Consider the following 26,540-nt stretch of genomic DNA (forward strand, 5'->3'; position numbering starts at 1 on the left):
TTGTTTTTGTGTTGGGGTTTTTTTTTTTTCTTATCACGCGCGGGGGGGGGGGGGGGGGGGGGGGGGGGGGGGGGGGGGGGGGGGCCCCCCCCCCCCCCCCCACGACCGTGCTTTACGGGCGATTCCCCGGAGCGCCCGGAAGGCCCGGTGAATGCGGCGGTGGATCGTCATCGAACCTCCGGTGGAGCGGATTCCTGCGAGTCGTCGGCGACCGTAGCCCATGCCACTGACAATCGCGTTCCGGCGCGTCGATGAAGGTCAAGGCCGTTAAGAGTTACAGAAAATGACGTACTGTCACACTATTCAATAACCAATTCCCGCGCCCGGGTATCCGTGTTAGCGTGCGGGCCGCCGGCTTCTCTCGAACTCGGAAAATTGAGGGCGGGCCATGCAGGACGAATTCTCCCGACGGGGTTTCCTGGGCGGTGCCGGCGCGGCGGCCGCCGGGATCACCGTCGGTTCCACGGGTGCGGCGGCAGGCGCGGCGGCGGCCGGGGACGCGCACCGGGAGCTGCCGCGGGGGCGGTCGGTGCTGCCCGGCGATCCCCGGTACCGGACCCTCGCGCAGGGCTTCAATCAGCGGTGGAGCAGCACCCCCGCGTACATCCGGCTGGTGGGCAACGAGGCGGACGCGGTCGCTGAGCTGAACCGCGCGCTGGACGCCGGGCTACGGCCGACGGTCCGCGGCGGCGGGCACTGCTACGAGGGTTTCGTCGACAACGACGGGGGCGTCATCCTCGACCTCGGCACGATGCGCGGCGTCGCCGCCTCGACCGACAAGTTCGGCCGGCCCACGTACGGCGTCGAGGGCGGCGCGACCAACTGGGACGTCTGCACCACGCTGTTCCGCGAGTACGCCGTCGCCCTGCCTGCCGGGTCCTGCTACTCGGTCGGCGCGGGCGGGCACGTCTGCGGCGGCGGGTACGGCCTGCTCTCCCGACGGCACGGGCTCACCGTCGACCACCTCGTCCAGGTCGACGTGGTCACCGTCCGGGGCGGCCGCGCCGTGGTGACGCAGGCGCACCGCGAGGACGCGCAGGGCTCGCCCGAGCAGGACCTCTTCTGGGCCCACACCGGCGGCGGGGGCGGGAACTTCGGGGTGGTGCTGCGGTACCACTTCGCCTCGGACGTACCCGAGCCGCCGCCCCGGGTCTGGCTGAGCAGCGTGGCCTGGCCCTGGGCCGAACTGCTCGCCCGGCCAGAGGACTTCGAGACCCTGGTGGCCAACTTCGGCGCCTTCATGGCCGAGCACAGTGGCCCGCAGGAGCCGGTGTACCAGGGGCTGTTCGCGATCCTCAAGCTCACCCACCACTCCAACGGGAACGTCGTCCTGTTCAGCCAGTGGGACGGCGAGGACCCGGGCCCGCTCGACGCGTTCGTCGCGGCGGTCGAACGGGGGATGACGACGCGATCGACGGTGCAGACCCGGGCGGCCGGCGGGCTGTTCCTGCCCTACCCGGGCAAGCGGTGCCAGATGCCCTGGTTCCAGGCGACCATGACGCTCAACCCCTCGGGCGACAACCAGCGCGGCAAGTACAAGTCGGCCTACCACCGGGAGCCGTTCGCGCCGGAGCAGATCGCCGCCTTCCGGGACTGGCTGATGCGCGACGTCGAGGGGGCGGACCTCTCGAACACGCTGGTCCAGATCGACTCCTACGGTTGCCGGATCAACACCCGCCGTCCCGAGGAGACGGCCGTCCCGCAGCGCGACTCGATCATGAAGCTGCAGTACCAGACGTACTGGACGGACCCGGCCGAGGACGAGAAGCACCTGGCCTATCTGAGCGGGCTGTACCGCGACGTCTACCGGGAGACGGGCGGGGTCCCGGAGGTCGACACGGCGACGGACGGCGCCTACGTCAATTACCCGGACAACGACCTGGGCACCGCCGACCAGCCCGACCCTGCCTACCCGCGCCTCTATTACAAGGGCAACTATCCACGGCTGCAGCGCACCAAGGCCCACTGGGACGGGAAGGAGGTGTTCTACCACGCCCAATCCATCATCCCGGCCGAGTCCTGAGCCCAGAGCCCAGAGCGCTGAGCCCGAACGCCGGTGCTAGCCCGAACGCCGGTGCCCCGGAGGCGTGGGGAGGCGCCCCGCATTCCCACGCCCGTGACACAACGCCGGGTCCGCTCCGCTAGGCGGCCCGCTCCGTCTCCTCCTCGACGATCCGTCCGTCCCGGACCTCGATCACCCGGTCGGCGAGCCCCATCAGCGTCGGGTCGTGGGTGGCGACCAGCACCGTGACGCCCTCGCTGCGCACCACCGCGCGCAGCAGCTCCATGATCGAGCGGCCGGTTTCGGAGTCCAGCTGACCGGTGGGCTCGTCGGCGATGATCAGGCTGGGCTCGTTGGCCAGCGCACGGGCGATGGCGACGCGCTGCTGCTGGCCGCCGGAGAGTTCGCCGGGGCGCTGGTTGGCGTGGTCGGCCAGCCCGACCAGGGCGAGCAGGGTGTGGGCGCGCTCCTCGCGTTCGGCGGCCGGGGCCTTGCGCAGTCGCATGGGCACGCCGACGTTCTCGGCGGCGGTGAGCATCGGGATCAGCCCGAAGGACTGGAAGACGAAGCCGATCCGCTCCCGCCGCAGGGCGAGTCGACCGTCCTCGTCCAGCCCGGCGAGGTCGATGCCGTCCAGCGCGATGCTGCCGCCGGTCGGCGTGTCCAGGCCGCCGACCAGGTTGAGCAGGGTGGTCTTGCCGGAGCCGGACCGGCCCTTGAGTGCGGCCAGTTCTCCGCGGCCGACGGTGAACGACACGCCGCGCAGGGCGTGCACGGTCCGCTCGCCGGTGCCGAAGCTGCGGCGGAGATCGGTCACGGCCACCATCGGCTGGGTGGTGGTGGCGGTGTCGGCGGTGGCGGCCTGATGCTGCGTCATGCGGCGTCCCCCCTGTGGGCGTGGCGGCCCGGTTGTAGCCGGGTCCCGTCCGGGTCTACGGATATGTCTGCTCCGGTGGTTCACCTTCCCGGGCGGGAATCCGAGAAGAGGGTGTCCAAGGCCAAAAGGGCGCACCGAAGCCGGAGTTATGAAGTGTGCATGGCATTCAAGTGGGGGCATCCCCGGCCGGGATGCTATCAATGAAAGGAATTTGCTCACTGGTTACTTGATTCGCGCAAGTCCCTTCCGTTCCTGGATCGAATCTGACAGCATCGTCCGCTATCCGGCGACCGATTGCCGGTGGTCAATGCGCCGGTGTGCTCGCGATGTGTCCGTCTGTGGCCGATTTGTACTCGGGCCGGATCGATGAGCGGGGCCCGGGGATGCAACCGGGGACGTAAATCCGGGGGAGGAACTTGATGCTCGGCTTCGTCGTGCGCCGACTGCGCGGGCGAGTGCCGCTGGCTGCCGCTGTCCTGTTTGCGGTGCTGATCACCACGTCTGTGCTGACCGCCTTGGTGGCCTTCAACAGCAGCGTCGGTGAGGCCGGCCTGCGGCAGGCGCTCCAAGGGCCCGGTCACGCCCGGACCACGGTGGCGGTGACCGGTGAGCACGGGCTCGACCAGCGGTCCAAGGACGAGGCGGCGCTCGCCGCCTACCGGCAGAAGCTCTTCGGAGACCTGCCCGTCCACACCGACAGCCTGACGCGCAGCCGTTCCTACAGCCTGCCGGTCTCCGGCGCCGCTGCTGACGGCACGCCTGCGACGGGCACGCCCGCGACCGGCAGCGGCGCGGGCAGCGCCCCCGGCGCCCCACTCGACCTCACGGTGCTCGCGGACCTGGACCGCGGCCGGGTCCAACTGGTGGCCGGCGCCTGGCCGGGTGCCGCCGCCGGACCGGTGCAGTCCACCACCCCGGAGGCCGCTGTCCCGCAGAGCCTGCTGCGCCGGCTCGGTCTGACCGAGCAGGCCCTGCCCGCCGAGGTCCGGCTCGTCGACCGGAACGACGGCAAGCCGCTGACCGTCCGGATCACCGGCGTCTACCGGGCCACCGACCCGACCGCCCCGTACTGGCGGATCGACCCGGTCGGCGGCCACGAGATCGAGGTCGGCGGGTTCACCACCTTCGGTCCGATGATGGTCGACCGGAGCGCCTTCGCCACGGCCGGCCTGGTCCAGGGCGGCGTCGGCTGGTCGCTGGACGCCGACTTCTCCGGCGCCGACCGGGCCACCGCGCAGGCCGTCGGCAACCGCGCCCAGCACCTCTCCGAGGAGCTGCGCGGCACCGCCTCGCTCGGCGCGACCACCGACCTGCCGGACATCATGCGCGAGCTGTCCGACAGCATGGTGGTCGCCCGGTCCACCCTGCTGATCGGCGCCCTCCAGCTGGCGGTGCTCGCCGCGGCGGCCCTGCTGCTGGTCGTCCACCTGATCGCCGCGCGGCAGGAGTCCGAGAACGAGATCCTCGCCGCGCGCGGCGCCTCGGCCTTCAGGCTCGGTTCCTTCACCGCCCTGGAGTCGCTGCTGCTGGCCCTGCCCGCAGCGGTCTTCGCTCCACTGCTGACCCCCTTCCTGGTCCGCGCGCTGGCCGGCCTCGGCAGTTCCCGCCAGGTCGCCCTGGACACCGGGATCAGCTGGTCGCTCTGGCCGGTGGCCGTGATCTGCGCGTTCGCCTGCATCCTGCTGGCCACCGTGCCCAGCGTGGTGCGCGGCGTCGGTGCCGCGCTGCGCCGCCGGGCCGGACGCCGTCAGGCCGTGGTCTCCGGCGTCGCCCGCAACGGCGGCGACCTCGCCGTGCTCGCCCTGGCCGTGCTCGCCTACCAGCAGCTCGACCAGTACGGCGGCGGGCTGTCCCCCGACTCCACCGGCCGGCTCGACGTGGACCTGCTGCTGGTCGCCACCCCGACCCTGGCACTGTGCGCCGGGACCCTGGTGGTGCTGCGGCTGCTCCCGCTCGTCGCCCGGCTTGGTGCCCGCGCGGCGGCCCGCGGCCGCGGCCTCGGGCCCGCCATGGTCGGCTGGCAGCTGGCCCGCCGGCCCGGCCGCGCCACCGGACCCGTCCTGCTGCTCGTCATGGCCGTGGCCACCGGTGTCCTGGCGCTCGGTCAGCACGCCACCTGGACCTCCTCCCAGCGCGACCAGGCCGCCTTCGCCACCGGCGGCGGCCTGCGCATCTCCGGTTCGCACAACGCGCCGATGGGCCAGGGCGGCCGCTACGGCAGCCTGCCCGGCGGCGACCGGCTGGTCGCGGTGGTGCGCGACGAGCAGCCACTGCAGGGCGGCGCCGGCCAGTTGCTGGCCGTGGACGCCGCCGCCTTCGCCGACCGTGTCCCGGTCCGCTCCGACCTGCTCGACGGCCACACCGGCAAGGAGGTCTTCGGCACGCTCGCGGCCCCCGCCCCCGTCGGCATCCCGCTGCCCGGCTCCCCGCTGCGGATCGACGCCGACATCGCGGTGAGCCAGCAGGACCAGACCAAGTGGATCAGCAGTGCGGTCCACCCCGAGGTCCGGCTGCTGCTGCGCGACCGCTTCGGCCTGGTCCACAAGGTCCCGTTCGGCGATCTCCCGCTGAAGGGCGATGTCCGTTCCTCGATCCGGCTCGACGCACTGGTCGACGCCCCGGTGGGCTCGGTCGCCGCCCCGCTGACCGTGGTCGGCGCCACCGTCGCCTTCAGTGACCGCAGCGACGGCGAGGTCGTGGTGCGGAACCTGGCCGTCGCGGAGACCACCGACGGACCGTCCACGGCCGTCCCGGTGCCGGCCGGCACCGGCTGGAACCTCAAGCCCCCGGCCTCCCGCAACCCCACGGACAGCACGCCGGTGGCCGCGCTCACCTCCGAAGCGGCCGCCGCCGACAACCTGTTCACGGTCCGCTACCACTCCGCCCGCGGCATCGGCGACTCCGTGCGCGCCGTGCTGCTCCCGACCGGGCCGGCCCAGCCCGCCGCCGTCAACGGCGTCGCCACCCGCGACTACCTGAAGGCCGTCGGAGCCTCGGTCGGCGACACCCTCCAGGTGCCGCTCAGCGGGGTCGTCGTCCCGGTGAAGGTGACCGGCGCGATCGAGGCCATGCCGGTGGCCGGCCGGCGGGCGCTGGTGATGGACCTCGACTCGGCCGCCCGGATGCTGTCCGCCCAGGACCGCAACCTGCCGACCCGCACCGAGTGGTGGCTGCCCGCCACCGGGCCGGGCGACCGAGCCCCGGCCGAGGCCGCCGCCGCCCTGCGCGCCGCCCCCGGAAGCCAGGACCTCGCGCTCTACGACGAGGTCTCCGACGGGCTCCTCGGCGACCCGGTCGGCGCCGCCCCGCAGAGCGCGCTGATGGCCATCGCGATCGTCACCGCCGTGCTCGCCGCGATCGGCTTCGCCGCCGCGGTGGCCGGCTCCGCCCACGAGCGCTCCCGGGACTCCGCGCTGCTGCTCGCCCTGGGCGCCCCGCGCAAGCAGGTCACCCGCACCGTCGCCGCCGAGAACGCGGTGCTGGTCGGCCTCGGCGGGACCGTCGGCCTCGCCCTGGGCGCCCTGCTCGTCCGGCTGATCGTGCCCTTCGTGGTGCTGACCCCGGCCGCCCGCCGCCCGGTGCCCGAGGCCCTGGTCGAGCTGCCGTACGGTCAGGCGCTGCTGTTCGCGGCCGCGATCGCCGCCGTTCCGCTGCTGTCGGCCTTCCTGCTCGGGCGCCGGCGTCGAGACGTGGCTTCCCGGCTGCGCCACGTGGAGGAGATGTGACCACCAAGGCCGGCACCACCGTGCCCACCCCCGCGCCGGGGCCCGCGTCCGGGCCGGCGCGCACCCACCGGCCCGCGCCCTGGGTCCGCACCCGGCTGCGCGCGATGCCGCTGGCCGCGCTGCTCACGGCGGCCCTCGCCTTCGTCACCGTGTTCCTGGCGGCGGCCTTCCCGCGCGTCGCGGACCGGAGCGCGGACACCGCGCTCCAGGAGTTCACCCGAAGCCTGGGCACCGGCGTCACCAACCTGGAGTTCACCGCCGAAACGGGCCGCGCGGACACCGGGGCGGACCTGGACGCCATCCAGCGGAAGCTGGGCGAGCGGATCGGACGGGACCTCCCGCTGGGTTCGTCGGCCCAGGCCTACGGCACCCGGGTCAAGACCGGGCGTCAGATGTTCAACCCGGGGTTCACCCGGCTCTCCGAAAGAGCCACCCCGGCGCTCGGCCTGTACTACCTGCACGGACTCGCCGACCGGGCGACCCTGACCGCGGGCACCTGGCCGGGCCCCGCCCCGGCCGACGGTCCGCTGCCGATCGTGCTGAGCCAGCAGGCCGCCGAGGCCGTCAACATCAAGGTCGGCGACGTCATCGAGAGCGGCACCGACGGACCCGTCGTGCTGCGCAGCACCGTGGTCGGCCTCTACCGGGTCAACGATCCCCAGGACCCGTTCTGGGAGGGGCTCGGCTGTCCGGCCAGGGCCTGCCTGGGCCTCAAGGGCGATGACGCCTGGTACTGGACCAGCGGCTTCGTCGACGGCGGCAGCCTGACCGCGCTGGCCCGCTGGGGTTCGAGCGGCCAGAACTTCTGGCGGCTGCCCGTCGACCCCGACGCACTGCACGCCGACCAGCTCGACCGGACCCGCGCGACACTCGCCTCGTACATGGCCGGCCCCGGCATGACCGCACTGATCGACTCGACCCTCCGGGCCGACCTGCACGCCACCTCGCTGATGCCGGATGTCCTCGCCCGGGCCGCCGACCGCTACCAGGCCGCCGGCCCGCTGGGCGCCATCGGGCCCGCCGGGGTCGCCGGCGTCGCGGTCGTGGTGCTCTGTCTGGCCGCGGCGCTCAGTACCGACCGGCGCACCGCCGAGATCCGCTTGCTCCAGGCCCGCGGCGGCTCGCGCGGCGGAGTGCTGCTGCGGCTGCTCGCCGAGGGCGCGGTGACGGTGCTGCCCGCCGCCGTGCTCGGCACGGCCCTCGCGCTGGTGCTGCTGCCCACCTCACGCTGGGGCAACTCGGTGGTGCTCGCACTCGCCGTGACCCTGTTCGCGATCCTGGCCTTCCCGGCCCGGGCCGCGCTGCTCTGGGCGCGTCCGCGGGCGGCCGGCGGCTGGCGCCGGGTGATCGGCGAGCTCGCCGTGCTGGCCGTCACCGCCGCCGCCGTGGCCGAGGTCCGCCGTCGCGGCGTCGGCCACCCGGGCAGTGCGGTGGACCCGCTGCTGGTGGCCGCCCCGCTGCTGCTCGCCGTCTCCGGCGGGCTGCTGCTGGCCCGGATGGAGCCGGTCGTGGTCGGCTGGCTGGCGGCACTGGCCGGCCGCGGCCGCGGACTGGTCGGCTTCCTCGGTCTGGTCCGGGCCGCCCGCGACAACTCGGGGCGCCGCCGGCCCTCCGCACTGCCGCTGCTGGCCCTGCTGATCGCCGTCACGGCCACCGGCTTCGGCGCCACCGTGCTCACCGCGGTGGACCAGTCCCGCACCCGTGCCGCGCGCATCACCACCGGTGGCGACGTGTCCGTCAGCGTCCCGGTCTACGCGACCCTGCCGGAGGCCTTCACCAAGGCGGCCGGCGAACTGCCCGGCGTCCGGGCCGCCACCGGCGCCTGGATCGAGGAGCGGGCCACCTTCATCGGCGGCGACCGGGGCACCACCGACGCCGTCCTGGTGGTGGTCGAGCCCGAGGCCTACGCGGAGATCTCCCGTACGGCCGGGGTCGGTCAGTACGACCCGGCCGGGCTGGCCGCCGCTCCGGGCGGCAAGGACAGCCCGGTGCCCGCGCTGTTCAGCCGGGACCTGGCCGAGCGACTGGCCACGGGCGCGCCGCAGGTGCGCACGCCCGGCGGCAGCCAGATGGCCACCACCGTCGCCGGGGTCGTCACCGCCACGCCCGCCCTGCCGGACCCCGGCAAGCCGTTCGTCGTGGTGCCGGTCGGCCCCGCGACGGAGCACCTGCCGGAGCTCAAGCGGGCGACCAAGGTGAACAAGTGGTTCGCGGTCGGTGACGTCGACCCGGTCCGGGTCCGCGCCCTGCTGATCGAGAGCGGAATCGGCGGCGGCGCGAATCTGGGGAAGCACGCCAAACTGGTCAACGAAGAGGCCAAGGCGGCGGGAAAGACCTCCGGTGGCCTGCCCCCCGGCTACGCGGTGCACAGCAGCCGCGACAAGATCGCCGAGCTGGCCGCCGACCCGGTGCAGCACGCGGCCGGACGGCTGTTCTCGTACTCGGGCTTCGCCGCCGCCGGGTTCGCCCTGCTGGCCGTGCTGCTGACGCTGCTGCGGGCCGCGCCGGACCGCACGGCGGTGCTGGCCCGGCTGCGCACCATGGGCCTGCGGCCCAGGCAGGGCCTGGCACTGATCGTCGCCGAGTCGCTGCCGCAGACCCTGGCGGCGGCCGTCGGCGGCGGCCTGGTCGCCCTGGCCGCGGTCGCCCTGCTCGGGGGCGCCTTCGACCTCTCGGCCCTGGTCGGAGCCACGGTCTCCGACACCCTGGCCCCGGCGGTGATGCCGGTGCTGCTGCCCACCGTCGGTCTGACCCTGGTGGTCTGCCTCGGTGTGGTGGTGGAGACGCTGGTTGCCGGCCGGCGCCAGATCGCCACCGAACTGCGCGCGGGGGAGCGGCAATGAGGCCGGGAACGGCGGCGGCCGGCGGCGCGGCGGGAAGGCCGCGACCGGCGGCCGGGAGTGGTGAACGGGCCGTGACAGCGGCGCGGGTCGCCGGGACAGTGGAGAGCGGTGCGATGAAGCAGACAGTCGAGACAGGAGACGAGCGGTGATGAGCACTCCCCAGGAGCGGACGGTCGTCGAGGCCCCCAGCCTCCAGGAGCTCCAGCAGCGGGCCCTCGCCGCCGCCTCGCCCAAGGCGTACGGCGAGGGATCGGCCATCGTCTGCGACCGGCTGGTCCGGATCTTCAGCGCGGAGGGGGTCGAGGTCCAGGCGCTCCAGGGCCTGGAACTGACCATCCGCCAGGGCGATCTGGTCGCCCTGGTCGGCGCCTCGGGCAGTGGCAAGTCCACCCTGCTCACCATCCTCGCCGGGCTGGACGTGCCGACCGCCGGCACCGCCACCGTGGCCGGCTGCGACCTGCTGGAGATGTCGGTCAAGGAGCGGCTGCGCTACCGGCGCGAGGTGGTCGGATTCATCTGGCAGCAGACCGCCCGCAACCTGCTGCCCTTCCTCACCGCCGCCGAGAACATCGCGCTGCCGATGCAGCTGCGCGGCCGCCGTTCCGGCGCCGGCGGGGCGAAGCAGCAGGCGGTCCGGGTGGCCGAGCTGATGGAGGCGCTGGAGATCGGCGAGCTCGCCCACCGCAAGCCCAACGAGCTCTCCGGCGGCCAGCAGCAGAGGGTGGCGATCGCGGTGGCGATGGCCAACAACCCGCCGGTGCTGCTCGCCGACGAGCCCACCGGCGAGCTGGACTCGGAGACGGCCGGGATCATCTTCGAGTCCTTCCGCACCGTCAACCGCGAACTGGGCGCCACCGTCGTGATCGTCACCCACGACCCGATGGTCGCGGGCGAGGTCCGCCGCACGGTCGCGATCCGGGACGGGCGGACCGCCAGCGAGGTGCTGCGCCGCACCGTGACGGACGAGCACGGCGAGGAGTCGGTGAACGAGCGCGAGTACGTGATGCTGGACCGCAGCGGCCGGGTGCAGCTGCCGGTCAAGTTCCTGGAGTCGCTCGGCATGGAGCACCGCGTGGCGGTCGACCTCGCGGCCGACCACATCGAGGTCCGGCCGGACGACATCGCCGGGCACTGACCCGGGAGCGCGTTGCCGACCGGGGGCGCGCACTGATCGGAGCGCGCCCGCCTGTAGCGCGTTGCTGACCGGAGCGCGTTGCCGCCCGGAACACATCCGCCCGGAGCGCGCCGGTCCCGGGAGGCGGTCGCCGCCTCCCGGGGCGGTCAGCCGTCGCCGCCCATCCGCTGGAAGAGGCCGCTGCCCTCGGCCTCGGCACGGAGGTCGGGCGGTGCCTCCTGCGCGGCGCGATCGCCGCGTGAGGTGGCGGTGCAGAGGGCGAAGACGATCAGGGCACTGGCCGCCACGGCGAGGATGCCCAGCGCGGTCAGGACGCGTAGCCAGGTCAAGGTAGTGCCTCCTGGGGGACGGTGCGGCCCGCACTGACCTGCACGACGCCGCCGGGGATGTATCGGCAGGCCGGGCCGCACGGTCGAGTGCCCACGGACGGTTCTTCCCGCCGGATGGTGCACAAGAGGTCGCCCACGTGGGCGCTCGAAGCACTTTCAGGGCGCGTCAGACCCCGTCGCGCGCCCCCACGGTGGCGGCCGCCCGTCCGGTCCCGCCGCTTATCTGGGCCCGCAGGGCGACGAGGTCCGGCTTCCCGAGCCCGTTCAGCGGGATCGCGGGCAGCAGCAGGAGTGCGTCGGGGGCGCATCGGCCGAGGCCGCGCGCCCGGCACCACCGGTGCAGCTGCTCGGCCGTCAGCCGCGAGCCGGGGGCGAGGGCGACGGCGGCGTGCACCCGCTCCAGGCGGTCCGGGTCGGTGGTCGTGAACATCACGGCCTCCCGGACCTCCGGGTGGGTGCGCAGCGGCTCCTCGATCTCGCGAGGGAACACATTGTGCCCCTCGATGATCGCCATCGGGCTCCGCCTCCCCGCCACCGTCAGATAGCCGGCCGCGTCCAGGCTGCCCAGGTCGCCGGTGTGCAGCCAGCCGTCCCTGAGCACCCGCTCGGTCAGCTCCGGGTCGCGCCAGTAGCCCGCCATGGCGGTCGGCGTGCGGACGCAGATCTCCCCGGTCCGGTCCGGCGGCAGCTCGGCGCCGTCCTCGTCCAGGATGCGCAGCCCGGTGTCCGGGTACGGCCGGCCGGCGGTGGTCAGCAGCCGCGGTGCCAGGTGCTCGTCCGGGCCCAGCCGGGCGACCGGCCCGCACTCCGTCAGGCTGTAGGTCTGGTGCAGCACCCGGCCCAGTCGCCGGGTCGCCTCGGCGAGGCGCCGCGGCGAGGCCGCGCAGCCGGTGTAGCCGACCCGGCGCAGGCTGCCGGTGTCGGTGGTGGGCAGCAGCGGGTGGTCCAGCAGCCGGTACAGCAGGTGCGGCGGCAGGTACATCCGGGACACCCGGTCCCGCTCGACCGCCGCCAGCACGGCCCCCGCGTCGAAGCCGTCCTGCATCACCACCGTGCCGCCCGCGGCCAGCGCCAGATCCGCCGTGGTGCCGCCGCCGTGGCAGAGCGGGGTGCACAGCAGGAAGACCGACCCGGACAGCAGCCGTGGGCGCGGCGGACGGGCGAAGCGGCGCAGCACCCCCTTCGGACGCCCGGTGGTGCCGCCGGTGAACCGCACCGCCATCACGTCCTCGGGCCGGTAACGGGGTTCGAGCGGGGCGGGGGAGCGGGCCGCGGCGAGGTCCAGCAGGTCCGTGCCGAGCCCGAGCGGTGCCGGGCCCAGGGAGAGCAGAGCGGCCGAGGGCACGGCCCGGGCGAACCCTTCGGCCGCGGCCGCGCACCGGACCGGGTCGAAGACCAGCGCGGAGGTCCCGGCGAACTCCGCCAGTGCCACCTGCTCCGCGACCGGCCCGTCCGGGAACGGCATCGCGACCCGGCAGCCCAGCAGGTTCGCGGCCAGCCGCACCAGCAGCGCCTCCGGCCGGTTCCCGGCCAGCACCGTCACCCCGTCCCCGCGCCCGAGCCCGGCCCGCTCCAGCGCCCGGGCCGCGCGGTGGACCAGGTCCAGGCACTGCTGCGCGCTCCGCGCCCCGTCCCCGGACCGGATCGCCACCCGGCCGGGATCGCGCGCCAGCCCGTCCAGCACCAGCGCGGTGTACGTCGGAGCCGCCTCCGCCATGGCCCGCCCTCCTGTCTGACGGCGTGTCAGCCTAGTGGATGTCCGGCCCCACGGATGCACTGCGGTCGACCGGGGCCCCACGGGCACCGGCGCGCGGGCGGGGGCGGGCCGTGGCCGGGGGCGGGGTTGTTGTTAGGGTTCCCGGTCGGACGTGAACGGGGGCTCGGGCTGGTGGGCGGCAGGGTGGACGCGGTCGTGGCGCCGTACGGAGTGGTCGATCTGCGGGGTCGGGCCGGGGCGGGCTTCGTCACCGCCTACCCGGCCGACGCCGTCGTGGTGGTGTCCGGGCTGCCCGGGGCCGGGAAGAGCACGCTGCTGCGCCGCTGGTCCGGAGCGGCGGTCCGGGCGGTGGACCCGCGGACGGTGCACGAGGCCTGCGAGGCGGTGATGCCCGCCGCCCTGCCGTACGCGGTGTACCGGCCGTGGGCCCGGCTGGAGCACTTCCGGCTGCTGCGCTCCTCGGTGCGCGGCGGCGGTCCGCTGCTGGTGCACGACTGCGGCAGCCGGGCCTGGATGCGGCGCTGGCTCGCCCGGGAGGCGGGCCGGCAGGGCCGCGAACTGCACCTGGTGCTGCTCGACGTCGGCGCCGCCACCGCGCTGGACGGTCAGCGGGCCCGCGGCCGGAGCGCCTCCACCAGGGTCTTCGCCCGTCACCGCCGCGGCCTGGAGGGGCTGCTGGCCGCCTTCACCCGGCACGTGCGCTCCGGCGGCCCGATGCCGACGCCGGAGGCCTCGTCCGTGCTGCTGCTGGACGCCGTCTCCCGCGCCCGCGCCGAGACGGTGCGCTTCGGGGCGGGCTGACCGTCGGCCGCGGGTGGGCCCGGCCGGCCGGGTGCCGCAGGCAGGGCCGCCGGCCACCGGCCGCGAGCGGGCCCGCGACGGGCGAGAATCGGCCTACCCGGGGACCATGATCGCCGGATCGGCCCGCGGTCGCCCCCGGCACTGCCAGACTGAGGTCGGCAGAGTCCGTCACGGAGAGAGGTCACACCCCGCATGTCCAGCAGCGCCGTCGTCGAGAATCCGTGGTTCCGCAGGTTCAACCCGTCCGACTCCGCGCCCGCCCGGATCGTGATCTTCCCGCACGCCGGCGGCTCGGCCAGCTACTACCTGGAGTACGCCAACGCGCTGGCGCCGCACGCCGATGTGCTCGCCGTCCAGTACCCCGGCCGGCAGAACCGCATCGGCGAGCCGACGATCGGCTCGGTGACCGGGCTCGCCGAGCAGCTTGCCCTGGAACTGCGGGAGTGGGCGGACCGGCCGCTGACCTTCTTCGGGCACAGCATGGGCGCGGCCGTCGCCTTCGAGACGGTCCGGTGCTTCGAGCGCGACGGCGTGAAGGGGCCCGACCGGCTGTTCGTCTCGGCCGGCCGCGCGCCCTCGCTGCCCCGCACGACCAGGATCCACCAGCTGCCGGACGACGAACTGCTCGCCGAGATCTCCGCGCTCGGCGGCACGGACGAGCGGGTCCTCGCCCTCTCCGCCCTGCGCGAGCTGATCCTGCCGAGCCTGCGGGCCGACTACACGGCCGTCGAGACCTACCGCAGCGCCCCGGACGCGACCGTGTCGCTGCCGATCACCGCCCTGGCGGGGGAGTCCGACGCGCACGCCACCGTCGACCAGGTCGGTCAGTGGGAGCGGCACACCACCGGCGCCTTCGACCTGCGGGTCTTCCGGGGCGGGCACTTCTACCTGGCCGACCGGACCGCGGACGTGGTGGAGGTGATCACCGCGCACCTGCGCGGCTGAGCCGGTCCGGGTGGGCGCCCGGAGCGGCGGCCCGGCCGCGGCGACCCCGCGAAGCTCCTGTGGTGGCCCGGTGGCCCGGTGGCCCGGTGGCCCGGTGGCCCGGTGGCGCCCTGCGACGGCCCGGCGGCGCCGCGAACGGGCGCCGCGAACCGGACACCCGGCCGGCCCTCGAACCGACCGTGACCGAACCGGTGACCGGAGCGCTCCCGCTCGACTACTGTGCCTGGTTGACGGCCCATCAGCAGATCATCGGGAGGCAGCCGTGCGCCGGATCGCCGTTGTCGGAGCGGGCCAGGCCGGCCTCCAGCTCGCGCTCGGGCTGGTGGCGGACGGGTACCGGGTGACGCTGGTCGCCGAGCGCACCCCGGAGCAGCTGCGCGCCGGCCGGGTGCTGTCCACTCAGGCGATGTTCGGCCCCGCGCTGCGGATCGAGGCGGCCGCCGGGCTGGACCTCTGGGCGGATCGGGCGCCGTCCGTCTCCTCGGTGGAGGCGGTGCTGGCGGCGCCCCCGGGCGTTCGCGCGCTGGAGTACACCATGACGCTGGACGAGCCCGCCCAGTCGGTGGACCAGCGGCTCAAGCTGGCCGGCTGGCTGGAGCTGCTGGCCGAGCGCGGCGGCGAGATCGAGTACCACACGCTGGACCGCGCCGGACTGCACGAGCTGGCCCGACGGCACGAGCTGACCGTGGTCGCCGCCGGGCGCGGCGCCCTGTCCGGGATCTTCGAGCGCGACGCCGTCCGCTCGCCCTTCGACCGGCCGCAGCGGGCCCTGTCCTGCCTGTACGCGCACGGCGTCGGCTCGCCGGACCCGGCCGCCGGCCCGAGGGCCCGGATGAACGCCCTGCCGGGCCTCGGCGAGCTGTACCTGCAACCGGCGCTCACCCTCTCCGGCCCCTGCGACATCCTGCTCTGGGAGGCGATCCCCGGCGGCCCGCTCGACGCGTTCGGCGACGCCCCGCCGCCGGACGTCCAACTGGCCCGGATCCGCGAGCTGTTGGGCGAGTACCTGCCCTGGGAGGCCGAGCTCTGGACGCAGGCCGAGCCGACCGACGCCGGGGCCGGGCTGTTCGGTGCCGTCACCCCGGTGGTCCGGCGTCCGGTGGCCGAACTCGGCTCGGGCGTGGAGGCCGTCCACGTGCTGGGCCTCGGCGACGCGGTGGTGGTGACCGACCCGATCACCGGCCAGGGCGCCAACAACGCCGCCCGGGCGGCCGAGGCCTGCCGCCGGGCGGTCGTCGAGCACGGCGACGCCCCGTACACGGCCGACTGGATGTGCCGCAGCGCGGAACGCTTCTGGCAGCAGCAGTCCCGCCACAGCGTGGAGTTCACGGCCGCGATGCTGACCGTCCCGGAGCACCTCCAGGCCGTGTTCGCGGCCGCCGCCGAGCACCCGGAGGTCGGCCGCCGGCTCGCCAACACCTACGCCGAGCCGAGCGACCACGCCGCCTGGCTGGCCACCCCCGAGCTCACCGCCGCCTACCTGGCCTCGATCGGGTCGTAACCGAGGTCGGGGCGCAGCCGAGGTGGGGTTGCAACCGAGATCGGGGCGCAGCCGCACTCGGGCGCGGCGACCCGCACTTGCCGCCGGGCGGTCCGCGGGACGACGCTGGAGGGGAACGGCAACGAGCGCGGGAGGCGTCGCCCGTGGACGGACACGAGCCCGCAGGCCGGTCCGCCGTCGGCCACCGGAGCGTGCCGCACACGGCCGACCTGCAGGTCGAGGCCTGGGCACCGACGGCCGAGGGCTGTATCGGCGAACTGGTGCGCGCCGTCGTCGCCGGCTTCGCCGACCTCGGCGGCGCGCGGATCGTCGGCGAGCGGGACTGCACCGTCCTCGCGGTGAGCGACCCGGACCTGCTCGCGGGCGTCCTGGAGGAGGTCGTCTACCGGATGGACGCCGACGGCGAACTGCCGGTGGCGGTGGCGATCGGGCCGATCGAGGGCCTGGACGGCGCCCGCCGGGTGACGGTCCGCTTCCGGATGGCCGACGCCGCCACGGCCACCCTCGTCGGCGCCGTACCGAAGGCCGTCGCACTGCACGACCTGGACCTGAGCGCCGGACCGGACGGCTGGACCTGCCGGGTCACCGTGGACGTCTGAGCCCGGCCCCGAGCGAAGCGGACCGGACCTGCGGGAGCGGGGTGAGCGAGGTGGAGATCGCACTGGTCGAGGCGGGCCGGAACCGCTGGCGGATCGAGCCGCGCCCGCCGATGCGGGTGCCCGGCGTGGTGTTCGCGAGCGCCGCGCTGCTGCCGCAGGCCGCCGGGGACAAGGCCCTGGAACAGGTGGCGAACGTCGCGACGCTGCCCGGGATCGTCCGCGCCTCCTACGCGATGCCCGACGTGCACTGGGGCTACGGCTTCCCGATCGGCGGGGTCGCCGCCACCGACGTCGAACGGGGCGGGGTGGTCTCGCCCGGCGGGGTGGGCTTCGACATCTCCTGCGGGGTCCGGCTGCTGGCGGCCGGCATCGGCCGGGACGAACTCGACCGCGAACGGCTCGACCGCCTGATGGACCTGCTGGACCGCACCGTCCCGCGCGGCCTGGGCCGGGGCGGCCTGTGGCGGCTGTCCGGCGCGGAGGAACTGGACGAACTCCTGCTCGGCGGCGCCCGCTACGCCGTCGAGCACGGCCACGGCGTGCCCCGCGACCTGGAACGCTGCGAGGACCGCGGTGTGCTGGCCGGTGCGGCCCCCGGCGAGGTGAGCACCCGGGCGGTCGAGCGCGGGCTGCAGCAGGTCGGCAGCCTCGGCTCGGCCAACCACTTCCTGGAGGTGCAGGCCGTCGACCGGGTGCACGACCTGAGGACCGCCGCCGCCTTCGGACTGCGGCCCGGCCAGGTCTGCGTCATGATCCACTGCGGCTCGCGCGGCCTCGGCCACCAGATCTGCACCGACCACGTCCGCGCCATGGACCGCGAACTGCACCGCTACCGGATCGAGGTCCCCGACCGCCAGCTCGCCTGCACCCCGGTCGACTCCCCGCGCGGCCGGGCCTACCTGGGCGCCATGACCGCCGCCGCCAACTACGGCCGGGCCAACCGGCAGCTGCTCTCGGAGTCGGCCCGCCGGGCGTTCGCCACCGTGCTCGGGGTCGGACTGGAACTGGTCTACGACATCTCGCACAACCTCGCCAAGCTGGAGACCCACGAGGTGGACGGCGAACTCCGGACGCTGTGCGTGCACCGCAAGGGCGCCACCCGGGCCCTGCCGCCCGGCGACCCCGACCTGCCCGCCGACCTGGCGGCGGCCGGGCAGCCCGTGCTGGTGCCCGGCACCATGGGCACCGCCTCGTACGTCATGGTCGGCCTGCCCGGCAACGAGGCCTTCCGCTCCGCCTGCCACGGCGCCGGGCGGGTGCTGAGCCGTCACCAGGCGCTGCGCACCGTGCGCGGCGAGCGGCTGAAGAGCGAGCTGGAGGCACGGGGCATCGCGGTGCGGCCGGCCTCCTGGCGGGCGCTGGCCGAGGAGACGCCCGAGGCGTACAAGGACGTCGACGCGGTGGCCGCCGTCACGGAGGCCGCCGGGCTCGCCCGCCCGATCGCCCGGCTGGTGCCGTTGGGCGTGTGCAAGGGGTGAGCCCGGGGGAGCGAGGGGTGACTTCGCCGCACCGGTCCGGGCGCGTCCCTCGACTCGCCCGGCCGGGCGCGCTTTGATGTCGGACGCATCCGTCACCGTCACCGGAGCGCGCCCGTCCCGGGAACGCGTCCGTCACAGGAGGTGGTCATGCCGGGGAACCCGGAGCCAGCCGTCGACCGCCGGGGCGCCGGCGACGGCCCGGTGATCGAACTGCGCTCGCTCACCAAGCGCTACGGCGGCACGGTCGGCATCGAACGGCTGGACGTGTCGGTCGAAGCCGGCGAGGTGTTCGGCCTGCTCGGCCCCAACGGCGCCGGGAAGACCACCACGCTGCGCTGCCTGGTCGGCCTGCTCAGCCCCAGCGGCGGGCAGGTGCGGGTGCTCGGCCTGGACCCGGTGGCCGACCACGGCCGGCTCGCCCCCTCGATCGGCTACCTGCCCGGCGAACTACGGCTCTACCCCGAGCTCACCGGCCAGCAGACCCTCGAACTGCTCGCCGCCCTCCAGGGCGCCCCGGTGCCGCGCCAGCAGGAGCTGTGCGATCGCCTCAAGCTCTCCCGCGCCGACCTGGCCCGGCCGGTGGGCCAGTACTCGCGCGGCATGAAGCAGAAGCTCGGGCTCGTCCAGTCGCTCCAGCACCGGCCGCCGGTGGTGGTGCTGGACGAACCGAGCGAGGGACTCGACCCGCTGGTCCAGGAGACCTTCTACGAACTGCTCGCCGAGGAGACCGCCGCCGGTCGGACCGTCCTGCTCTCCAGCCACGTACTGCCCGAGGTGCAGCGGACCTGCGGCCGGGTCGCCATCGTCCGCCACGGCCGGCTGGTCACCGTCCGCTCGGTGGCCGAACTGCGCCAGGCCCGGGCCCGCCGGGTCCGGCTGCTCCTCGACGACGGGCGCGGCGCCAGGCCGCTCGGCACCGCGGAGCGCTGGTCCCCGCGCTGGGACGGCCCCCGGGTAGAGCTGCTGGTGCCACCGGACGAGGTGGTCGCCGCGGTGCGCGACCTGCTCGCCGAACAGCCGGTGGCCGACCTGACGGTGGAGGAGGCGGGCCTGGACGAGGCCTTCCTCGACCTTTACCGGTCCGTCGGGGCCGAGGAGCACGCGAACGGCGGCAGCCCGCCGGAACCGGAGGAGCGGCCGTGAACCCGGGCACCGTCAACCGCCGCCTCCCGCTGGTCTGGCTCGCCCTGCACCGGCGGCGCCGGATGCTGCTCTCCCTGCTGTTCGGCATGGTCGTCTTCGAGACCCTGATCGTGGTGATCGCCGGGACCGTCCCGACCGGTGACCTGTTCGGCGAACGCCGCACCCCGCCCGGCGCGTTCAAGGCCTTCAGCGGCTCCAACGGCGACGTCTCCATCGCCAGCTACCCCGGTCTGCTCGGCGCCGGACTCACCCACCCGTTCTGGATCGCCCTCCAGCTGACCGTGATCGGCTCGCTCGGCGCCGCCGCGGTCGCGGCCGACGTCGAGTCCGGGACCATCGAGCTGCTGATGACCCGCCCGGTCTCCCGCCGCCGGCTGCTCGCCGAACGGGCCGGCGCCCTGATCGCCGCCACGGTGCTGCTCAACGCCGCCGCCACGCTGACCCTCGCGCTCGGGGTGGCGGCCTCCGCCCCCCTGCGTGCCGCCGTCCCGCTGAGCGCGGTGTTCACCGCCGGACTGCTCGGCTGCGCCCTCGCGTTCTGCCTGACCGGGCCGGTGCTGGCGGTCTCCGCGATGAGCCGGCGGCGGGCCCACGTGATCGGCGCGGCCGTCGCGTTCGGCGCGGTCGGCTTCGCGCTGAACTTCGTCGCGCTGGCCTGGTCCCCGGCCAGGCCGCTGCGCTACCTCAGCCCGTTCCACTACTACGCGCCGGGCGACGTGCTCGGCCACGGCGGAGTGCCGTGGGCGGCCTTCGGCGTCCTGCTCGGGGTGGGGCTGCTCGGCCTGGCGGCGGCCTTCCGGCTGCTGGAACGCCGGGACCTGGCGGCCTGAGGCGGGCCGCCCGGCCGGCCTCAGGCGCGGGCCGTCCATCCGCGCAGCACGGCGTGGATCGCCGGTCGGAACGCGGCCTCGGCCGTGGCGGGGTCGAGGGCCCCGGCCAGTTCGAGGGTCACCAGCCCGTGCAGGGTGGCCCAGATCGACAGGGCGATCGACGCTGCCTCGCCGACGAGGACCGACGCCTCCAACGCGCGATCGATCGCCGCGAGGAGCGGACGGATCGGGTCACCGGTACCGATCTCCCCCGACGGGTCGAAGGACTGCACACCGCCGAACAGCACCGTGTACAGGTGGCTGTGCCCGCGCCCCCAGTGACGGTAGGCGACGGCCAGCGCGTAGAGGTCGGCGAGCGGGTCCGCGGAGGTCGGCGCCGTCGACAGGTCGTGGAACAGGCCGGCGACGGCTCTGTCGCGCACCGCACCGATCAGCCCGTCCTTGCCGCCGAACAAGGAGTACACCGCCGTCGTCGACGTCTCGGCGGCCGTGGCCACGGCGCGGACCGTGACCGACTCCTGCGGACGGGTGGCGAGCAGTTCGGTCGCGCACTCCACGAGTCGCTCTCCGACGGTCGCGTCGTTCGTTTTCGGCCTACCCATGACGAGAAGCCTACCGCATTTGATAACGTCGTTTTGAAACAGTGTTCCGAAATGACGGAGGTCCGCCGTGCCCACGTTCGCCCCACCCCTCGCCCGCTTCACCGGACGTCTGCTGCGGGCCCTGGCCGCCGTCGCGACGCTGGTCGTCGTCTTCCTCGGCACGATCGTCCTCACGGACGGCGCGGGATCGGGGCTCGGCGCATGGCTCACGACCCTGGGAGCCGGGGCCGCCGCCGCACTGTGGCTGGGCCGGCGCCGCACCCGGGCGGCGCGGCTCGTGCCGTTCCTGCCGGTGGTCGTCGCGGCAGCGTTGACGGCGCCGGTCCTCATACCGACCGTGCCCACGGACCGGCGGCATCCGCCCGCCCTGCCCTTCGTGGCCACACAGCACTGGAGCCTGGCCACGGGCAGCCGGGTCGCGGTGTACCACTACCCGCCCGCGAACGCCGGCACCCGGCACCCCACACCGCTCGTCTACCTCAACGGCGGGCCGGTTCGCGGTATCTCGGTCCTCGATCACCGGTTCCTGCAGCTTCTGGCGGGACAGGGCTACGACGTCTACGCCTACGAACCGGCGGGCGCCGGGCGCAGCGACCTGCTTCCCATGGGCCAGTACACGATCGACAGGTCGGTGCGCGACCTGTCCGCCTTCGTCGACCACCTGGACCAGGGGAAGGTCGACATCCTCGGATTCTCGGCAGGCGCGGTCGTGCTCACGCGAGCCCTGGCCGACCCGGGCGCCGCCGAACGCCTGCACCGGGCGATCATCGCCGAACCCGGACCGGTCGACGGCCCCGCCGCCCGCATCGAGGGGCCCGAGGGCCGACCGTCCGCGCGCGGCCTCGCGCCGGACACGACCGGACCGCGGTCGACACACATGCCGCGCTACGCCGCCGCGTTCGGCCTCATGCGACTCGGACTCCTCACCCCCGACACCGGGCTCATCGGACAGGCCGAAGGAGACAACGCGTTCACCGCCGCCGACCTCGGCAGCGACACCGCGTCCGCCTACTGCGCGCGCGACGCGCACCGCATCCCCGTAGAGGACACCGCACAGAACTTCTCCTTCAGCCCCGCCGCCAGCCTCCGGATCCAGCAGACGGTCAAGGACTCGCCCTCCATCGCACCGCGACTGCGCCAGTCCCGGACCCCCGCGATGCTGATGGTCGCCGAGTGCTCCTCCCAGGTCCGTCAATGGGCGACAGCCGTCCTGGCCGATGACCCCGCCGTCCAGCGCACGCAGTACCTGCCCGGAGTCGGACACCACATGTGGAACGGCCTGGACGACAACAACGACCGGGCCGCCGCCGTCATCACCGCGTTCCTCCAGGACAAGCCGGCACCCCTGCCGAACTACCCGACCCGTGACGAGATCCCCGCGTTCCTGCGCGACCGCAGGTGAAGGCCTCGCGGCCCCGGGCGACACCCGGTGACCGCCTCCATCACGGGCCGGGCGGCGGCCGCGTGTGCCGCGCCTCGTTCGTCGGCAGCTGGTCAGCCGCCGCCCGGCCGTCCGTCACCCGTGGGTCAGCGAGCGGACGTAGACGTGCCAGTCGAAGCCCACGCCGCCCGGGAGCAGGTTCGGGCTGTTGTCGCCGAACAGCACCGTCCTGCCGTCGTCGGTCACGAACGGCCCGCTCGCGGCACCGTCCTTCGGCGCGCCGTCGGGAGTCGTGGTGAGGAGCTCGGTGCGCCCGGTCCTGAGGTCCTGCCGGTACAGGTCGTGGCGCGCCTGGCCGGCCCGGATGATCGTGTCGGAGCAGCCGCCGGAGAAGTAGATCCACCGGTCGTCGGCGGTGACGGCCGCCGACGGGTCCGCCCAGCAGATCGCGTCCGGGTTGGCGGACGTCCTGATGCTCAGGACCCGGCCCGTCCGCAGATCGTGGACGAAGAGCTCGGTGCGGGACTTGCCACCCGGCAGCGGACTCGCGCCGAGGGCGTAGGCCGCGTAGCGGCCGTCGCGGCTGAGGCGGAGGGTCGCGTCCGCCGCGCCGGGCGTCCCGTCGGCGGCGAGGCCCGCGAGGACGGTGGTGCCGCTGTGCAGGTCGGTGGCGTAGAGGGTGGTGTAGCGCGGCCGGAGCAGTCCGGCGGTGCCGTCGTCCGTGGCCGGCAGGAGGTTCGTGGCCCGGGAGGCGAAGCCGACCGTCCTACCGTCCCCGCTGATCGTCGGGTGCTCCGAGGCGCCGTCGGCAGCGTGCCCGTCGGCCCCGAGGCTGACCAGGCGGGTCGCGCCGGTGACGCGGTCGGTGACGTAGACGTTCCGCGTGTCCGGGGTGACGGGAGCCCCCGGCACGACATCGTCGCGGGCCGACATGAAAGCGATGCGCCGCCCGTCGGCGCTGATGGCCGGCTGGTAGGAGCCGTGGTCGCCCTCGCCCTCGGCGGACGCGGTTCCCGTGGTGATGGGGCGGGTGCGCCCCTTCATGCGGTCGCGGACGTAGACGTTGAACACCCCGTTCGCCTCGGCGGAGAACACGATGTAGCGGCCGTCGCCGCTGATCCCCGCCGTCTCGCTGATCGAGGTCAGCGGGGTGCCGTCGTCGGCGCGGCTGACGAGTTCCGTCCGGCCGGTCCGCAGGTCGCGGACGTACAGGCCGAAGCCGAGGCTCGCGGCCTCCGGCACCAGGTTGGTCGCGGAAGAGCCGAACAGCGCGTAGCGGCCGTTGCCGCTGATGCCCAGGCTCGTGGAGTGCCGGTTCGCCAGGGAGCCGTCCACGCCGAGGTCGACCCGGGAAACGGGGCCCCAGGACGGAGCCGCCTGGGCCGGTGCGGCGGTGACGGTGACGACGGCGGCCACCGCGAGAACGCCGGCGGCGCGCGCCAGTCGACGCGTGCGGGTCGTTCGGTTAGTCGATTGCATGGTGATGCGTCCTCCCCGGATGGTTGGTCCGGCCCGCCCCTGCTCCCCGTGTCGGCGGGCCCGGAGGAGAGCCAAGCGCCGCACGCCGCCCATGGTCAACGGTTCGGGCGGAAACCGATCGAGAATACGTCGTCGGGCAGGGCGTACGGCCCCGTGCGTCCGCGCGGCCCGTGACTCACGAGCCCTCGATCGCCCCTGGCCGGGCGGCCGGCGCAGTGGCGAAGGGTCCGTCCAGGGCGGCCCACTGCAGGAGCAGGATGGTCTTGCCGTCGGTGATGCGTCCGTCGCGGACCATGGCGAGGGCGTCGGCGAAGGGCAGTTCGAGCACCTCGATGTCCTCGCCGTCCTCCTCGAGTCCGCCACCGGTTCCGGTGCGGTCGGCCGGGGTGTAGGGGGCGGCGTAGAAGTGCAGGCGCTCGGTGACGGAGCCGGGGCTCATGTAGGCGTCGAGGACGTGGGTGAGCGGGCCGAGCGTGACGCCGAGTTCCTCGGCGCTCTCGCGCCGGACGGCGGCGAGCGGGTTGTCGCCGTCGAGCAGCCCGGCGGCGGCCTCGACGAGCATGCCGTCCGGGTGGTCGTTGACGTAGGCCGGGTAGCGGAACTGGCGGGTGAGCAGCACCAGGCCGCGCTCGGCGTCGTACGGCAGGACGACCGCGCCGTTTCCGCGGTCGTAGGTCTCGCGCTGCTGGGTGACCCAGCGTCCGTCGTGGCGCCGGTAGTCGAACGTGGTGCGGCGCAGGACGTGCCAGCCCTGGGAGGTGAGTTCCACGTCGCGCACCACGACGTCGGGGTTGCGGGTCAGGTCGCGTCCGGCGCGGTCGAGGCCGGTGCGGCCGCGGTGGTCCGGGATGTCGGTCCCGGGGCGGGGGGTCACGCCGTCCCCTGCGGGGCGTGGCGCGGGAGGTCGGCGACGTCGTGGTAGACGGGCAGGCCGCGCCTTCGGGCGGTGGCGACGTCCTGGTCGGCCCCAGCGGAGTCGCCGGGGAGCCGGAGCACGGCGTCGCAGTGGGCGAGCAGGCGGTCGGCGGTCGGGTAGAGGACCTGGTCGGCGAGGGGGTCGGTGGGCCCCGCACCGGCGGAGCGCAGCACGGGCAGAGCGATCCATTCCCCGATCACCGGGACGTGGCCGGCCGCGAAGACCGGCCAGGCCGCTGCTTCGAAGCGGGCGAGGTTCGCGGCCATGGCCTGTGGGTCGCCGTCGGTTCCGGAGCGGTACGGGCCGGCGATGAGGACGAGCATGGGCTTCTCGGTCATGGCGCGCTACGATACACGCAGAAACGTGCAAGAACAGGAGAAAGTACGGATGCTGGCTGCCGAGAGACGTGACCACCTGCTGGGCCTGCTCGCCCGCGAGGGCAAGATCGTGGCCAAGGACGTCGCCGCGGACCTCGGCATCTCCGAGGACAGCGTGCGCCGCGACCTGCGCGACCTGGCCGCCGAAGGACTCTGCCAGCGCGTCTACGGCGGGGCGCTGCCCGTCTCCCCGGCCGTCGCGGACTACGCGGCCCGGCAATCGGTCACACCGGACGGCAAGCGGCTGGTCGCCGCGGTCGCCGCCGCGCTCGTCCGGCCGGGCGGCGCCGTGATCCTGGACGGCGGCACCACCGCGCTCGCCGTCGCCCACGCCCTCCCGCCGGACCTGGCCTGCACCGTGATCACCCACAGCCCGACGATCGCGGCCGCGCTGCTCGACCATGCCCGGGCCGAGGTCTTCCTGCTCGGCGGCCGCCTCTTCAAGCACTCGGCGGTCACCTGCGGCGCCGCCGCCGTCGAGGCCGCCCAGAACGTCTCGGCCGACCTGTGCCTGCTCGGCGTCACCGGCGTGCACCCCGAAGCCGGACTGACCACCGGCGACGCGGACGAGGCCGCGATGAAACGCGCCCTGGCCGCACGGGCCGCGGACACCTACGTCCTCGCCTCGTCCGAGAAGATCGGCACCGCCTCCCGGTTCCGCGTCCTGCCCTGGGAGGACATCAGCGGACTGATCACCGACGCCGATCCCGGCCACCCGGTCCTCGGGCAACTCGCGACGCGCGGCGTGGAGATCCTGGCGGCTGGCTGACAGCTACGGCGCGAACGCCGGATCGCACGCTCGGCCGAGGGCCGGAGGAGTCCGCAGGGGCGTGCACGCTCGTTCGCGTTCGTTCACGTTCGTCAACGCAGCGCGAGGACCTGGCCGGGCAGGAGCAGGTCGGGGTCGTCACCGATGACCTCGCGGTTCAGCTCGTGGAGGGCCGGCCAGTCGTCCGGGACGCCGAGGATCTGGGCGATACCGCTGAGGGTGTCGCCGGGTCGCACGGTCCAGGTGTCCGAATCGTCGCCGTTCACGTCGTCCGAGGCGTCGTCGTCGGCGCGGAGCAAGGGCGCGGGGGAGTGGGGCCGTGCCTGTGTCGGGCGGTGGTCGCGGGCGGCGTGCTCGACGGTGTGATCGCCGCCGTTGGCGGCACGCCTTCCGCAGGCCGGCCACGGGGCCAGGCCGCGGCGTGCGGCGAGGTTCTCGGCCACGGCGATCTGCTGCTCGCGGGTGGCCTGGTCGGCGCGGGGCGCGTAGCCGAGGCCTCCGTTGGAGCGCCAGGTCGCCGCGTCGAACTGCAGTCCGCCGTAGTAGCCGTTCCCGGTGGCGATGTTCCAGCGCCCTCCGCTCTCGCACCGGGCGACGGCGTCCCAGTCCACGCCCGTCCGGACTCCCGTGGCCGCGCCCGCGGCGGACGACGCCGTGGCGCTGCCGACAACTCCGGCGAGAGCGAGCAGGGGAAGCAGGAGGACGAGGGCCAGGCGACGGACCACGGACAGCGGTGACATGAAAGCTCCGCACCTCGGGGAACAGGGAGAGGGCATCGGAATGCCCTCTCCACCCATGCACAAGGCGGGGCGCCGACAGTTGCCGACAGGGCGGGATCTCGTCCGGGCGGCGGTTCGACACCACCCGAACGCCACCCCCGGCCGCGTACTTCCACCGGGTGGGCAGTCACATCGCCGGTACGGATGGGGAGGTGGGCGAACGTCAGATCCCGGGGAGCCGGCCGACCACCCCGCCGCCGTGAACGTCCCGGTGCGAGGCGGCAGTCGTGGGCCGGTTCTTCCGGTCGGTGGGTGCGGGGGGGCGTGAAACGGGCACGAGGGCCCGCGTCCGCGAGGGATGCGCGGGCGCGG

21 protein-coding genes are annotated in these 26,540 nt (G+C 74.5%); 13 read left to right on the forward strand and 8 right to left on the reverse strand.

Translation table 11 applies throughout. The annotated features are described in order from the left end of the window. Nucleotides 1-388 precede the first annotated feature (388 nt). Nucleotides 389-2,023: an FAD-dependent oxidoreductase gene (locus tag ACWGJO_RS21270; protein WP_452185863.1), complete on the forward strand. Its 1,635-nt coding sequence runs from the start codon at nucleotides 389-391 to the stop codon at nucleotides 2,021-2,023. A 118-nt stretch (nucleotides 2,024-2,141) separates the two neighbouring features. On the opposite strand, the gene ACWGJO_RS21275 is transcribed toward ACWGJO_RS21270, so the two are convergent. Next, nucleotides 2,142-2,879 carry an ABC transporter ATP-binding protein gene (locus tag ACWGJO_RS21275; protein WP_452185864.1) on the reverse strand — a complete coding sequence of 246 codons (738 nt, stop codon included), beginning with the start codon at nucleotides 2,877-2,879 and terminating at the stop codon, nucleotides 2,142-2,144. A gap of 419 nt (nucleotides 2,880-3,298) precedes the next feature. Here ACWGJO_RS21275 and ACWGJO_RS21280 point away from each other — a divergent pair, with 419 nt between their 5' ends. The 3 genes from ACWGJO_RS21280 to ACWGJO_RS21290 all read left to right on the forward strand — a co-directional run bounded on the left by ACWGJO_RS21280 (nucleotide 3,299) and on the right by ACWGJO_RS21290 (nucleotide 10,582). Continuing rightward, nucleotides 3,299-6,604, forward strand: coding sequence for an FtsX-like permease family protein (locus tag ACWGJO_RS21280; protein WP_452185866.1), 3,306 nt, complete (start codon nucleotides 3,299-3,301; stop codon nucleotides 6,602-6,604). Next, complete coding sequence (locus tag ACWGJO_RS21285; RefSeq protein WP_452185868.1) at nucleotides 6,601-9,447, forward strand: hypothetical protein; 2,847 nt, start codon at nucleotides 6,601-6,603, stop codon at nucleotides 9,445-9,447. Before ACWGJO_RS21280 ends, ACWGJO_RS21285 begins: the two co-directional genes overlap by 4 nt. A 148-nt stretch (nucleotides 9,448-9,595) precedes the next feature. Continuing rightward, nucleotides 9,596-10,582: an ABC transporter ATP-binding protein gene (locus ACWGJO_RS21290; RefSeq protein ID WP_359903773.1), complete on the forward strand. Its 987-nt coding sequence runs from the start codon at nucleotides 9,596-9,598 to the stop codon at nucleotides 10,580-10,582. Between the two features lie 146 nt (nucleotides 10,583-10,728). Here ACWGJO_RS21290 and ACWGJO_RS21295 read toward each other — a convergent pair whose 3' ends face one another. Further along, complete coding sequence (locus ACWGJO_RS21295; protein WP_452185870.1) at nucleotides 10,729-10,911, reverse strand: hypothetical protein; 183 nt, start codon at nucleotides 10,909-10,911, stop codon at nucleotides 10,729-10,731. Nucleotides 10,912-11,077: 166 nt separating this feature from the next. Next, nucleotides 11,078-12,628, reverse strand: coding sequence for an AMP-binding protein (locus ACWGJO_RS21300; RefSeq protein WP_452185871.1), 1,551 nt, complete (start codon nucleotides 12,626-12,628; stop codon nucleotides 11,078-11,080). A 195-nt stretch (nucleotides 12,629-12,823) separates the two neighbouring features. On the opposite strand from ACWGJO_RS21300, the gene ACWGJO_RS21305 reads away from it, so the two are divergent. The 7 genes from ACWGJO_RS21305 to ACWGJO_RS21335 all read left to right on the forward strand — a co-directional run bounded on the left by ACWGJO_RS21305 (nucleotide 12,824) and on the right by ACWGJO_RS21335 (nucleotide 19,925). Beyond that, nucleotides 12,824-13,429, forward strand: a complete 606-nt coding sequence (locus ACWGJO_RS21305) for an AAA family ATPase (protein WP_452185873.1) — start codon at nucleotides 12,824-12,826, stop codon at nucleotides 13,427-13,429. A 192-nt stretch (nucleotides 13,430-13,621) separates the two neighbouring features. Continuing rightward, nucleotides 13,622-14,374 (forward strand): thioesterase II family protein, encoded by a 753-nt coding sequence (locus tag ACWGJO_RS21310; protein ID WP_452185875.1) that lies wholly within the window; start codon nucleotides 13,622-13,624, stop codon nucleotides 14,372-14,374. A 262-nt stretch (nucleotides 14,375-14,636) separates the two neighbouring features. Further along, nucleotides 14,637-15,875: a styrene monooxygenase/indole monooxygenase family protein gene (locus tag ACWGJO_RS21315; protein ID WP_452185876.1), complete on the forward strand. Its 1,239-nt coding sequence runs from the start codon at nucleotides 14,637-14,639 to the stop codon at nucleotides 15,873-15,875. A 143-nt stretch (nucleotides 15,876-16,018) separates the two neighbouring features. Next, nucleotides 16,019-16,474, forward strand: coding sequence for an archease (locus ACWGJO_RS21320; protein WP_387694333.1), 456 nt, complete (start codon nucleotides 16,019-16,021; stop codon nucleotides 16,472-16,474). Between the two features lie 41 nt (nucleotides 16,475-16,515). After that, nucleotides 16,516-17,952, forward strand: a complete 1,437-nt coding sequence (locus ACWGJO_RS21325; protein ID WP_452185878.1) for an RtcB family protein — start codon at nucleotides 16,516-16,518, stop codon at nucleotides 17,950-17,952. Nucleotides 17,953-18,099: 147 nt separating this feature from the next. Next, nucleotides 18,100-19,095, forward strand: a complete 996-nt coding sequence (locus ACWGJO_RS21330; protein ID WP_452185880.1) for an ABC transporter ATP-binding protein — start codon at nucleotides 18,100-18,102, stop codon at nucleotides 19,093-19,095. Beyond that, nucleotides 19,092-19,925 (forward strand): ABC transporter permease subunit, encoded by an 834-nt coding sequence (locus ACWGJO_RS21335; RefSeq protein WP_452185882.1) that lies wholly within the window; start codon nucleotides 19,092-19,094, stop codon nucleotides 19,923-19,925. The genes ACWGJO_RS21330 and ACWGJO_RS21335 overlap by 4 nt, the downstream gene beginning before the upstream one ends. 20 nt (nucleotides 19,926-19,945) lie before the next feature. On the opposite strand, the gene ACWGJO_RS21340 is transcribed toward ACWGJO_RS21335, so the two are convergent. Next, a complete protein-coding gene (locus ACWGJO_RS21340) occupies nucleotides 19,946-20,527 on the reverse strand; it encodes a TetR-like C-terminal domain-containing protein (RefSeq protein ID WP_452185883.1) in 582 nt (193 codons plus the stop codon). Nucleotides 20,528-20,594: 67 nt separating this feature from the next. Here ACWGJO_RS21340 and ACWGJO_RS21345 point away from each other — a divergent pair, with 67 nt between their 5' ends. Further along, entirely contained in the window at nucleotides 20,595-21,929 is a 1,335-nt protein-coding gene (locus ACWGJO_RS21345) for an alpha/beta fold hydrolase (protein ID WP_452185885.1), read from the forward strand. 114 nt (nucleotides 21,930-22,043) lie between these two features. On the opposite strand, the gene ACWGJO_RS21350 is transcribed toward ACWGJO_RS21345, so the two are convergent. The 3 genes from ACWGJO_RS21350 to ACWGJO_RS21360 form a co-directional block, all read right to left on the reverse strand. Beyond that, nucleotides 22,044-23,387: a hypothetical protein gene (locus ACWGJO_RS21350; RefSeq protein WP_452185887.1), complete on the reverse strand. Its 1,344-nt coding sequence runs from the start codon at nucleotides 23,385-23,387 to the stop codon at nucleotides 22,044-22,046. Between the two features lie 175 nt (nucleotides 23,388-23,562). Beyond that, a complete protein-coding gene (locus ACWGJO_RS21355) occupies nucleotides 23,563-24,261 on the reverse strand; it encodes an NUDIX domain-containing protein (RefSeq protein ID WP_452185889.1) in 699 nt (232 codons plus the stop codon). Further along, nucleotides 24,258-24,641 (reverse strand): DUF4406 domain-containing protein, encoded by a 384-nt coding sequence (locus ACWGJO_RS21360; RefSeq protein WP_452185891.1) that lies wholly within the window; start codon nucleotides 24,639-24,641, stop codon nucleotides 24,258-24,260. The genes ACWGJO_RS21355 and ACWGJO_RS21360 overlap by 4 nt, the downstream gene beginning before the upstream one ends. Nucleotides 24,642-24,690: 49 nt before the next feature. On the opposite strand from ACWGJO_RS21360, the gene ACWGJO_RS21365 reads away from it, so the two are divergent. After that, nucleotides 24,691-25,449: a DeoR/GlpR family DNA-binding transcription regulator gene (locus tag ACWGJO_RS21365; RefSeq protein WP_452185893.1), complete on the forward strand. Its 759-nt coding sequence runs from the start codon at nucleotides 24,691-24,693 to the stop codon at nucleotides 25,447-25,449. Nucleotides 25,450-25,541: 92 nt separating this feature from the next. On the opposite strand, the gene ACWGJO_RS21370 is transcribed toward ACWGJO_RS21365, so the two are convergent. Then, nucleotides 25,542-26,189, reverse strand: a complete 648-nt coding sequence (locus ACWGJO_RS21370) for a transglycosylase family protein (protein ID WP_452185895.1) — start codon at nucleotides 26,187-26,189, stop codon at nucleotides 25,542-25,544. Nucleotides 26,190-26,540: the final 351 nt, after the last annotated feature.

It is taken from the genome of Kitasatospora sp. NPDC054795, from assembly GCF_053611565.1.

Coding starts and splice junctions, on each gene's coding strand:
- ACWGJO_RS21270 (WP_452185863.1), top strand. CDS start 389: ATGCAGGACGAATTCTCCCGACGGGGTTTCCTGGGCGGTGCCGGCGCG.
- ACWGJO_RS21275 (WP_452185864.1), bottom strand. CDS start 2,879: ATGACGCAGCATCAGGCCGCCACCGCCGACACCGCCACCACCACCCAG.
- ACWGJO_RS21280 (WP_452185866.1), top strand. CDS start 3,299: ATGCTCGGCTTCGTCGTGCGCCGACTGCGCGGGCGAGTGCCGCTGGCT.
- ACWGJO_RS21290 (WP_359903773.1), top strand. CDS start 9,596: ATGAGCACTCCCCAGGAGCGGACGGTCGTCGAGGCCCCCAGCCTCCAG.
- ACWGJO_RS21300 (WP_452185871.1), bottom strand. CDS start 12,628: ATGGCGGAGGCGGCTCCGACGTACACCGCGCTGGTGCTGGACGGGCTG.
- ACWGJO_RS21310 (WP_452185875.1), top strand. CDS start 13,622: ATGTCCAGCAGCGCCGTCGTCGAGAATCCGTGGTTCCGCAGGTTCAAC.
- ACWGJO_RS21330 (WP_452185880.1), top strand. CDS start 18,100: ATGCCGGGGAACCCGGAGCCAGCCGTCGACCGCCGGGGCGCCGGCGAC.
- ACWGJO_RS21340 (WP_452185883.1), bottom strand. CDS start 20,527: ATGGGTAGGCCGAAAACGAACGACGCGACCGTCGGAGAGCGACTCGTG.
- ACWGJO_RS21350 (WP_452185887.1), bottom strand. CDS start 23,387: ATGCAATCGACTAACCGAACGACCCGCACGCGTCGACTGGCGCGCGCC.
- ACWGJO_RS21360 (WP_452185891.1), bottom strand. CDS start 24,641: ATGACCGAGAAGCCCATGCTCGTCCTCATCGCCGGCCCGTACCGCTCC.
- ACWGJO_RS21365 (WP_452185893.1), top strand. CDS start 24,691: ATGCTGGCTGCCGAGAGACGTGACCACCTGCTGGGCCTGCTCGCCCGC.
- ACWGJO_RS21370 (WP_452185895.1), bottom strand. CDS start 26,189: ATGTCACCGCTGTCCGTGGTCCGTCGCCTGGCCCTCGTCCTCCTGCTT.